The sequence below is a fragment of the Nonomuraea candida genome, from assembly GCF_000725485.1.
In the GTDB taxonomy this organism is placed as follows: Bacteria; Actinomycetota; Actinomycetes; order Streptosporangiales; family Streptosporangiaceae; genus Nonomuraea; species Nonomuraea candida.
The window spans coordinates 1-2,000 of sequence record NZ_JOAG01000135.1 but is presented as its reverse complement, the minus strand read 5'-3'; the positions used below and the strand labels follow the sequence as shown (position 1 = coordinate 2,000).

Below are 2,000 nucleotides of genomic sequence, written 5' to 3'. Positions count from 1 at the left end.
CTCCAAGGTGGGTGGTGTTGTGCCAATTCACCTGGAGGAATTCGGGTCCGCACGGGACCACGTTGATCGCTAAGGCGGGTGCCGCGGGGATGATCAGCGCGACCGCTGCCGCAGTTGCGGTCGCGATGAGGGTCCTGCGGACGACCGGCAACATCCGCTTGCGTGTCTCGTTCATGCATGCTTCCTTGTCTGGTGATGGAGCAGAGTGGTAGGGCATTTGCCACCTTTGGCGAACCCGTTAGAAGCGGTAAGGCCATCTGTGCCCTTGCCTCATGGAGCCGCCGGCACGATCGTCGATCTGGCGCTCGGTGACGCGTTCATGCTCGCTGCCCCGGCCCGGCCGTCGCATCGGCGATGGTCGCCTAGGTCACTCACCTATGGCAGCACGATGGGGCGCTGACGACCCGTCCCGAAACGGTCGTTTGCGGGACGGCCGCGCAGGTGACTACCGGCATCCGCGTTGCCGCAGGAACGACCGTCCCGAAACTCTTCCCGAAAATCTTCCCCGGGGAGGTTGTCACTTCAAGTGTGTAAAGATCGTTTCTGGTAGCGAGTGAGCGGTCTTTACTTGATTCGCCCTGGATAGGCGATGTCGAGTTCGATGAGTGCCTCGCGCCAGCCGATGGTGCGCTGTCCCTCGATGAGGCGGGCGGTGCTGGGCGAGTTCTTGATTTTGCCGGTCTTCTCCTTGGCCGCGGCGCGTTCGCGGGCGCGTTTGTCCTCGATGTTGATGATGGCCAGCCAGAGCAGTTTGACCACGGCGTCGTCGCCGGGGAAGTGGCCGCGGGCCTTGGTGACCTTGCGTAGCTGGTAGTTCAGGGACTCGATGCCGTTGGTGGTGTAGAGCAGCTTGCGGACCGCCGGGGAGAAGGCGAAGAACGGGGTGAAGCGGTCCCAGGCGGTCTCGAACACGCGGGCCGCCTGCGGATACCGCTGGCCCCAGGTGGAGGCGGTGAAGTCGGCCAGGGCGTCGAAGGCGGCCTGCTCGGTGGGTGCGGTGTAGATCTTCTTCAGTTCGGCGGCGAGCGCGGCGCGGTCGCGGCGGGCGACCGGCCGCAGCGCGTTGCGCGGTTCGCGGTGTTGCTGCCGCATCTGAACGAGCGTCAACGGCGTCTGGCGTTAGCGACCGAGGCCCGACTGCTGGGTCATGGGGGTGTTCGATTAGGGCGTGTTTCCTCGATCAAGCAGGTGAGGTCGATCCGGTTGGGCGCGTAACCAGATCATGATGTCGGCGATCTGGATGGTGGCACGGTAGCGGCGGGCGAGTTTGTCGTAGCGGGTGGCGACGGCGCGGTACTGCTTGCGCCGGTTCATCAGGCGTTCGATGTGGTTGCGGCTGTGGTAGCGGGCGCGGTCGAAGGCGGGCGGCCGGCCGCCACGCCGTCCTTTGGCCCGGCGATGGGCGGCCTGGTCGCGGGGCTGGGCGATGGTGGCCTGAATGTGCCGGCGGCGCAGCAGCGCACGGTTGGCGGCCGAGCTGTAGGCCTTGTCGCCGGTCAGGCTGTCCAGCCGCTTGCGTGGCCGGCCGATGCCACCCGGGCGGGGAACCCGGATGCGGTCCAGCAGCACCGGCAGCTGCCGGGTATCGCTGTCCTGGCCCGGCGTCAGGACGGTGGCCAGGTCGCGGCCCCGCCCGTCCCCGATCGTGTGGATCTTGGTGCTCAGCCCGCCCCGCGACCGCCCGAGCGCCTGCGCCCGGGCCGCCTGCGCCGGCGGGCGCCCGCTTTTCGCGCGCCCGCCGCGTGCTGGTGGGCCCGCACCACCGTGGAGTCGATCTGGCCGTGATAGTCCAGCTCACCCGCCGCATCGGCGCGGGCCTGCAGATGCTGCTCGATCCGGGCCCAGGTGCCGTCAACCTCCCAGCGGGCGAACCGCTTGTACAGGGTCTGCCAGGGGCCGTACGGGCCCTGCCCCCGATGTGTGGACACCTTGAGTACCGGATGATGGAGATCCGGAGACAAGGAGTTCCACGTGGCGATGAAGTCGTATCCGCCGGAGTT

Annotated in this window: 1 protein-coding gene and 2 pseudogenes; all 3 read right to left on the bottom strand. The window is 67.5% G+C overall.

Features of this window, described 5'->3' with window-relative positions:
* Positions 1 to 564: 564 nt before the first annotated feature.
* Positions 565 to 1,068: pseudogene (locus IO39_RS43385) on the bottom strand (transposase); the annotation flags it as partial.
* Positions 1,069 to 1,161: 93 nt separating this feature from the next.
* The gene (locus IO39_RS55620; RefSeq protein ID WP_245642607.1) at positions 1,162 to 1,665 is read right to left on the bottom strand and encodes an IS5 family transposase; all 504 of its coding nucleotides are present in this window, start codon (positions 1,663 to 1,665) and stop codon (positions 1,162 to 1,164) included.
* Positions 1,662 to 2,000: pseudogene (locus tag IO39_RS55615) on the bottom strand (hypothetical protein); the annotation flags it as partial. The gene IO39_RS55620 and the pseudogene IO39_RS55615, both read right to left, overlap by 4 nt.